The organism is Streptococcus oralis (assembly GCF_001578705.1).
GTDB lineage: Bacteria > Bacillota > Bacilli > Lactobacillales > Streptococcaceae > Streptococcus > Streptococcus oralis_J.
In genome coordinates this window covers 541,264-549,320 of the sequence record NZ_KQ969037.1, presented here as the reverse complement: position 1 = coordinate 549,320, position 8,057 = coordinate 541,264, and the positions used below count along the sequence as shown (strand labels likewise).

The following is an 8,057-nucleotide window of genomic DNA, read 5'->3' as shown; positions in this document are numbered from 1 at the left end:
AATCATGTTTTCTTATTACGGCTCTCTCAATGCTCAGCTAAAAGGAGATGAAGCTCGTGCTCGTAGTTTGTTTGAAAGTATCGCCCATGAAAATCCAGAACTCTTTTATGTTCAGGAAGCTAGGAAGAATTTAGAAAAATGAGCTGATATAGTTTTAAAATCTGTCTAAGATAGAATATGTTGATGTAAAGTGAAAAGGGAATTAGAAAGTAACAAATGAACGGTATTATCAACTTAAAAAAAGAAGCGGGGATGACCTCGCATGATGCGGTTTTTAAACTGCGTAAGATTTTGGGAACCAAGAAAATTGGTCATGGTGGGACGCTGGATCCGGATGTGGTGGGTGTTTTGCCTATTGCGGTTGGTAAGGCGACACGCATGGTCGAGTTTATGCAAGATGAGGGCAAGGTTTATGAGGGAGAAATCACTCTTGGCTATTCAACAACGACCGAGGATGCTAGTGGGGAAGTGGTCGCAGAGACCCCTGTTTTGTCGCCCTTGGATGAAACCATTGTCGATGAAGCGATTGCGAGCTTTACTGGGCCTATTACACAGATTCCGCCTATGTATTCGGCTGTCAAGGTCAATGGCCGCAAGCTATATGAGTATGCGCGTGCTGGTCAGGAAGTGGAACGTCCAGAACGTCAGGTGACCATTTATCAATTTGATCGAACAAGTCCGATTTCTTATGAGGGTTATCTTGCACGTTTTACCTTTCGTGTGAAATGCAGTAAAGGGACTTACATCCGTACCTTGTCAGTTGATTTGGGAGAGAAGCTTGGTTATGCAGCTCATATGTCTCACCTGACACGGACTAGTGCTGCAGGTTTACAGCTAGAAGATGCCTTGACCTTGGAAGAAATTGCTGAAAAAATGGAGGCTGGTCAACTGGACTTTCTCCATCCTCTAGAGATTGGTACGGGGGATCTTGTTAAAGTTTTCCTAAGTCCAGAAGAGGCTAAAGAAGTGCGCTTTGGTCGTTTTATCGAGCTTGATCAGTCGGATAAGGAATTGGCTGCCTTTGAGGGAGATACATTGCTAGCAATTCTAGAAAAAAGGGGCAATTTCTACAAACCAAGAAAGGTTTTTGGCTAATCTAACCGGAGTGTGGGGATGGAATCGTTTCCCCCTAGACTATCCAAATCAGACTATAAATTTTGCAAAAAATATGATAGAATAGACGACGGATAAAAAAACGGAGGATAGCATGCAAAATAGACCAATCATTATCGGAGTGACAGGTGGTTCTGGTGGTGGTAAGACCAGTGTTTCAAGAGCCATTTTATCGCATTTCCCTGATGAAAAGATTTCCATGATTGAGCATGATTCATACTACAAGGATCAGTCTCACTTGACCTTTGAAGAGCGTGTCAAAACCAACTACGACCATCCATTCGCCTTTGATACAGATTTGATGATCGAGCAGATTAAGGAATTGTTGGCAGGGCGTCCAGTGGACATTCCGACTTATGACTATACAGCGCATACACGGAGTAGCAAGACCTATCGTCAGGAGCCTCAAGATGTCTTTATCGTTGAGGGGATTTTGGTCTTAGAGGACAAGCGCTTGCGCGATTTGATGGATATTAAGATTTTTGTAGATACAGATGATGATGTGCGCATTATTCGTCGTATCAAGCGTGATATGGAGGAGCGTGGCCGTAGTCTAGATAGTGTTATTGATCAGTATTTGGGTGTGGTCAAACCCATGTACCACCAGTTTATCGAGCCGACTAAGCGGTATGCGGATATCGTCATTCCTGAGGGAGTCAGCAATACCGTGGCTATCGACCTGTTGACAACCAAGATTGCAAAGATTTTGGAAGAAGCTCGTAACAGCAAATAATCAGACGAGGAGGCTTGGCCTCCTTTTTCTATTTTTCCTTTAGTTTCGGTATGAAAAAAGAGATTTTTAAGCATATTTTTGGTATAATAATACCCATGGAAAAGCAAGAAAATGAATAGTAGGTGGAGATGGAAAAGTATTTATCGGTAACAACTTTGACCAAGTATCTGAAAATGAAATTCGATAAAGACCCTTACTTGGAACGGGTCTATTTAACTGGTCAAGTTTCCAACTTTCGTAAACGACCTACTCACCAATATTTCTCCCTAAAAGACGACCATGCAGTTATTCAAGCGACCATCTGGTCAGGGATTTATCAGAAATTAGGTTTTGACCTCGAAGAGGGAATGAAGATCAATGTAATTGGGCGAGTTCAGGTTTATGAACCGAGCGGGAGCTACTCCATCATCATTGAGAAGGCTGAACCTGATGGAGTTGGTGCGCTTGCGATTCAGTTTGAACAACTCAAGAAAAAATTGACAGAAGAGGGCCTGTTTCAAGAACGCTTCAAGCAACCCCTGCCCCAATTTTCTAAGAGAATCGGTGTAGTAACCAGTCGCAGTGGAGCCGTTATTCGAGATATTATCACGACCGTGAGCAGACGCTTTCCCGGTGTGGATATTCTCCTCTATCCGACCAAGGTGCAAGGAGATGGAGCTGCTGAGGAAATAGCAGGGAATATTGCTCGTGCCAATCAGCATGAGGATCTAGATGTCCTCATCATTGGTCGTGGTGGGGGTTCTATCGAGGATCTCTGGGCCTTTAACGAAGAAATTGTGGTACGAGCTATTTTTGAATCTCGCTTGCCAATCATTTCTAGTGTGGGGCATGAGACGGATGTGACCTTGGCAGACTTTGTGGCGGATCGTCGGGCTGCGACACCAACGGCTGCAGCAGAACTGGCAACACCTGTAACCAAGTTGGATCTCTTGGCTCATTTGCAAAATCAAGAAAAACGAATGGCAACAGCAGTCCAAAATGTCCTATCTAAGAAACAAGAAGCTTTGAAGAAATGCAGTCAGTCTGTTATCTTTAGACAGCCAGAGCGCTTGTATGACGGTTATTTGCAACGCTTGGATCAACTGCAACTACTATTAAAACAAAGTTTGCGAACGCGGATTTCCGATAGCAAACAAGTTGTCCAAGCAAGGACACACCAACTGGTACAATTATCACCTGATACAAAAATCCAACGCTATCAAGACCGTCTAGGCCAGTTGGACAAGTTCTTACGTAGCCAAATGGCGCTGGTTTATGATGCCAAGGTTGCTGAGGTCAAGCGCCTTTCAGAAGCTTTGCTGATGTTGGATACTAGCCGAATTGTGGCGCGTGGCTATGCTATTGTCAAAAAAGATGAGTCCGTAGTCGATTCGGTTGAGATGTTGAATAAAAAAGACCAAGTGACGCTTTTGATGCGAGATGGTCAGGTAGAATTAGAGGTTAAAGATGTCAAAACAAAAGAAATTTGAGGAAAATCTAGCAGAACTGGAGACCATTGTCCAAAGTTTGGAAAATGGTGAAATCGCTCTGGAAGATGCGATTGCTGCCTTTCAAAAGGGTATGGTCTTGTCAAAAGAACTTCAGGCGACGCTGGACAAGGCTGAAAAGACCTTGGTCAAGGTCATGCAAGAAGACGGAACAGAAAGTGATTTTGAATGAAGAAGCAAGAAAAATTAGCTCTTGTCGAGTCGGCTTTGGAAAATTTTTATGGAGACCAGCAGTTTGCTTCTAGTTTACGAGAAGCTGTTCTCTATTCCATTCATGCTGGTGGCAAGCGTATTCGGCCTTTTCTCTTGTTAGAAGTTTTGGAAGCCTTGCAGGTCGCAATCCAACCAGCTCACGCGCAGGTGGCTGCGGCCTTGGAAATGATTCATACAGGAAGTTTGATTCACGATGATCTACCTGCTATGGATGACGACGATTATCGTCGGGGACGCTTGACAAATCATAAGAAATTCGGCGAGGCTATGGCGATTTTGGCAGGAGATGCCTTGTTCCTAGATCCTTACGCCTTGATAGCTCTGGCAGATTTGCCAAGTCAGATCAAGGTGGACTTGATTGCCAACTTATCCCTTGCGTCAGGTAGTCTGGGCATGGTTGCAGGGCAGGTTCTGGACATGGAGGGCGAACACCAGCACTTGTCCTTGGAAGAACTTCAGACCATTCATGCCAATAAAACTGGAAAATTACTAGCCTATCCTTTCCAAGCCGCCGCTATCATAGCAGAATTGGCGCCTGAAATCCAAGCAAAATTGAAAACGGTTGGTGAATTGATTGGGCTGGCCTTTCAAGTTCGAGATGATGTGCTGGATGTGACAGCTAGTTTTGAGGAAATCGGGAAGACTCCACAAAAGGATTTGCAGGCAGAAAAGTCAACCTATCCAGCCTTGTTGGGTTTGGAGGAGGCGATTGCTTTTTGTAACCAAACTCTGGATCAAGCTAATGTAAAATTAGAAGAAATTGCCCAGCAGGTTCCCTTTGAAACAGAATCAATTGTAAGAGTAGTAGAAAGTTTGAGAATCAATGGCTAAGGAAAGAGTGGATGTACTAGCTTATAAACAGGGCTTGTTTGAAACGCGAGAACAGGCCAAGCGCGGTGTCATGGCAGGCCTAGTCGTAGCAGTCCTTAATGGAGAACGCTTTGACAAACCAGGAGAGAAAATTCCTGATGACACTGAGCTGAAACTCAAGGGTGAAAAACTCAAGTATGTCAGTCGTGGTGGTCTCAAACTTGAAAAGGCCTTGCAGGTCTTTGATTTGTCAGTGGATGGGGAAACAACGATTGATATTGGGGCTTCTACTGGAGGATTTACCGATGTCATGTTGCAGAATGGTGCCGAGCTTGTCTATGCGGTGGATGTTGGTACCAATCAGTTAGCTTGGAAATTGCGTCAAGATCCTCGGGTTGTTAGCATGGAGCAGTTTAATTTTCGTTATGCTGAAAAGACTGATTTTGAGCAGGAACCGAGCTTTGCCAGTATTGATGTGAGTTTCATTTCCCTGAGTCTGATCTTACCAGCCTTGCATCGTGTTTTGGCTGATCAAGGTCAAATTGTAGCTCTGATTAAGCCTCAGTTTGAAGCAGGTCGTGAGCAAATCGGAAAAAATGGAATCATTCGCGATGCCAAGATTCATCAAACTGTCCTTGAATCAGTCACTGCTATGGCAGTTGATCAAGGTTTTTCAGTGCTTGGATTAGACTATTCACCAATCCAAGGTGGACATGGAAACATTGAATTTCTGGCATATTTGAAAAAGGAAGAGGGAGCAAGTAACCAAGTTGCCCCTGAAATAGAAAAAGTTGTAGAGAGAGCACATAGAGAATTTAAAGATGAATAAAAAAGAAAGACTTGAAAAAATTAGAAGATTTGTTACGGATTATCAAATAGGGACTCAGGAAGAAATCGTTGAGCATTTAAAAGAAGCAGGTATCTCTGCCACTCAAGCGACGGTGTCACGAGATATTAAGGAACTGGGTATCGTAAAAATTCCCTTGAAGAACAATAAATACATCTATGAATTGCCAAAAACAATTGTAAGAAGTTTGCAGTTGGCTGAGAATAACATAATAGGTTCTGAGCGCATGGGAAATATGATCAATCTGGATGTCATTCCTGGGAATACTGCCTTTGTCAAGAGTCAGCTGATGAATACTTTCTCAGAGAGAATTTTCAACTGTCTGGCAGACGACAACTCAATTTTGATTATCTTGAGAAATGAAGAAGACGCCAAGGAAATGTTTGAACAAGTAAAAAATTGGTAGGTTTATATGTTACTTGAAATTTCGATAAAAAACTTTGCCATTATTGAGGCGATTTCCCTCAATTTTGAAAAGGGTATGACTGTTTTGACCGGGGAAACGGGTGCTGGAAAGTCTATCATTATCGACGCTATGAATCTCATGTTGGGGGCTCGTGCAACGACAGACGTTATTCGTTACGGTGCGCCAAAGGCGGAGATTGAGGGGCTTTTCTCAGTTGAAAATAGTCGCCTTTTACAGGAACTTTTTGATGAGCAAGGTTTAGAATTGGGAGATGAGATCATCATACGGCGTGAAATTCTGCAAAACGGTCGTAGTGTTAGTCGTGTGAATGGCCAGATGGTCAATCTTTCTGTCTTGCGTGCTATTGGGCGACACCTTGTAGATATCCATGGTCAGCATGACCAAGAAGAGTTAATGCGTCCTCAACTGCACATCCAGATGTTGGATGAGTTTGGTGATGCTGCTTTCTTGGAGTTGAAGGAGACCTATCAGACGAGCTTTGATGCCTATCGCAAAATGCGCAAGCAGGTTTTGGAAGTCAAGAAAAACCAGCAGGAACATAAGGCTCGCATTGAGATGTTGGAATTTCAAATGGCAGAGATTGAAGCAGCAAACTTGCAGGCTTGTGAAGACTTGGCTCTCAACCAAGAACGAGATAAACTTCTCAATCACAAGAACATAGCAGACACCTTGACAAATGCCTACACCATGTTGGACAATGAGGAGTTTTCTAGCCTAGCAAATGTCCGTTCCGCTATGAATGACATGGAGAGTGTTGAAGAATACGATCCTGAATATCGTGAAATTTCAAGTTCTCTATCAGAAACTTACTATGTTTTAGAAGATATTAGCAAGCGTTTGGAAGATATTATTGAGGACTTGGATTTTGATGGTAATCGCCTCATGCAGGTTGAGAATCGCTTAGACCTTCTGAATACTATTACCCGTAAATACGGTGGGACTGTGGACGATGTCCTGCTTTATTTTGCCAAGATTACGGATGAGTACAATCTCTTGACAGGGAATAACCTTTCTTCCGAAGACATGGAAGCAGAGCTCAAAAAATTGGAAGTCAAGCTTGTCGACTTGGCAGGTCAGCTTGCATCTGCTCGCCATGACTTGGCCCAGCAGCTTGAGGCTGAGATTAAACAAGAACTTCAGGATCTCTATATGGAGAAGGCACAGTTCCAGGTTCGCTTTAGCAAGGGCAAATTTAGTCGTGAGGGGAATGAAATGGTCGAATTTTACATTTCCACCAACCCTGGTGAAGACTTTAAGCCTTTGGTTAAGGTTGCGTCTGGTGGGGAATTATCCCGTCTCATGCTAGCTATCAAGTCAGCCTTTTCTCGTAAGGAAGGCAAGACCAGTATTGTCTTTGATGAGGTGGATACGGGAGTTTCAGGTCGTGTGGCCCAAGCCATCGCTCAGAAGATTCATAAGATTGGCCAGCATGGTCAGGTTCTTGCTATCTCTCACCTTCCACAAGTGATTGCCATCGCGGATTATCAATTCTTTATTGAGAAGATTAGCGATGAGCACTCAACGGTGTCGACGGTTCGCCTTTTGACTTTAGAAGAGCGAGTAGAGGAAGTAGCCAAGATGTTGGCTGGGGAAAATGTAACAGAAGCTGCCCTTACCCAAGCCAGAGAATTATTGCAAACGAGGATGAAATAAATGACAGACTATTATGTAATTGGAGATGTTCACGGGAAAGCAGGTATGCTAGAAGATCTGCTCAAAACTTGGGATGGTCAAACTCAGCTGCTCTTTCTAGGGGATTTGATTGACCGTGGTGAAGACAGTCGCCGTGTTCTAGAAATGGTCAAAGACCTGGTCGACAATCAAGGAACTATTTGTTTATCAGGTAACCATGAGTATATGTTTCTAACTTGGCTTGATGACCCAGAAGAAAGCTATGACCATTATCGTCGTAATGGTGGTGATACAACCATTAACTCTATCCTAGGTCGTCCCTTGGATGCACCAGTTGATGGCGTAGAAGATGCCAAACGTGTTGCGACAGAAGCAGCAGACTTGGTCGAATTTATTCGTCAAATGCCATTTGTAGTAGAGACAGACAAGTATATCTTTGTTCATGCAGGTATTGATTTGACTTTGGATGATTGGCATGAAACGACAGATTATAAGAAAGTATGGCTCAGAAAACCATTCCACGAAGCTGAAAATCATACTGGAAAGACCATTGTCTTTGGCCATACACCAGTTTATGGTTTGCTGAAGCAAGAGCGTGGTACTGCTGAGCTTTGGATTACAGGAGATGGCAAGATTGGCATGGATGGAGGAGCTGTCTATGGTGGTGTCCTTCATGGAATCGTCTTTACAGACCAAGGAATGACAGAACACCACTTTATCGAGAATGATGGTTTTGTTGCCGAAGATTAGTACTCCTAGCAGGGTATGGTCTTGTCAAAATGTTAAAAACAATTT

Annotated in this window: 9 protein-coding genes; all 9 read left to right on the top strand. The window is 43.4% G+C overall.

The features are described 5' to 3' along the window. Positions 1–216: 216 nt before the first annotated feature. Positions 217–1,095, top strand: coding sequence for a tRNA pseudouridine(55) synthase TruB (gene truB / locus SORDD05_RS02665; RefSeq protein ID WP_061416974.1), 879 nt, complete (start codon positions 217–219; stop codon positions 1,093–1,095). 112 nt (positions 1,096–1,207) lie between these two features. Next, positions 1,208–1,846: a uridine kinase gene (gene udk / locus SORDD05_RS02660; RefSeq protein ID WP_001181369.1), complete on the top strand. Its 639-nt coding sequence runs from the start codon at positions 1,208–1,210 to the stop codon at positions 1,844–1,846. Positions 1,847–1,974: 128 nt separating this feature from the next. Beyond that, entirely contained in the window at positions 1,975–3,315 is a 1,341-nt protein-coding gene (gene xseA / locus SORDD05_RS02655; RefSeq protein ID WP_061416973.1) for an exodeoxyribonuclease VII large subunit, read from the top strand. Continuing rightward, positions 3,293–3,505: an exodeoxyribonuclease VII small subunit gene (locus SORDD05_RS02650; RefSeq protein ID WP_000043226.1), complete on the top strand. Its 213-nt coding sequence runs from the start codon at positions 3,293–3,295 to the stop codon at positions 3,503–3,505. The genes xseA and SORDD05_RS02650 overlap by 23 nt, the downstream gene beginning before the upstream one ends. After that, the gene (locus SORDD05_RS02645; RefSeq protein WP_061416972.1) at positions 3,502–4,377 is read left to right on the top strand and encodes a polyprenyl synthetase family protein; all 876 of its coding nucleotides are present in this window, start codon (positions 3,502–3,504) and stop codon (positions 4,375–4,377) included. The genes SORDD05_RS02650 and SORDD05_RS02645 overlap by 4 nt, the downstream gene beginning before the upstream one ends. After that, complete coding sequence (locus tag SORDD05_RS02640) at positions 4,370–5,185, top strand: TlyA family RNA methyltransferase (protein WP_061416971.1); 816 nt, start codon at positions 4,370–4,372, stop codon at positions 5,183–5,185. Before SORDD05_RS02645 ends, SORDD05_RS02640 begins: the two co-directional genes overlap by 8 nt. After that, positions 5,178–5,609, top strand: coding sequence for an arginine repressor (locus SORDD05_RS02635; protein ID WP_061416970.1), 432 nt, complete (start codon positions 5,178–5,180; stop codon positions 5,607–5,609). Before SORDD05_RS02640 ends, SORDD05_RS02635 begins: the two co-directional genes overlap by 8 nt. A gap of 6 nt (positions 5,610–5,615) precedes the next feature. Further along, entirely contained in the window at positions 5,616–7,283 is a 1,668-nt protein-coding gene (gene recN / locus SORDD05_RS02630) for a DNA repair protein RecN (RefSeq protein ID WP_061416969.1), read from the top strand. Further along, positions 7,284–8,012: a metallophosphoesterase family protein gene (locus tag SORDD05_RS02625; RefSeq protein WP_061416968.1), complete on the top strand. Its 729-nt coding sequence runs from the start codon at positions 7,284–7,286 to the stop codon at positions 8,010–8,012. Positions 8,013–8,057 lie beyond the last annotated feature (45 nt).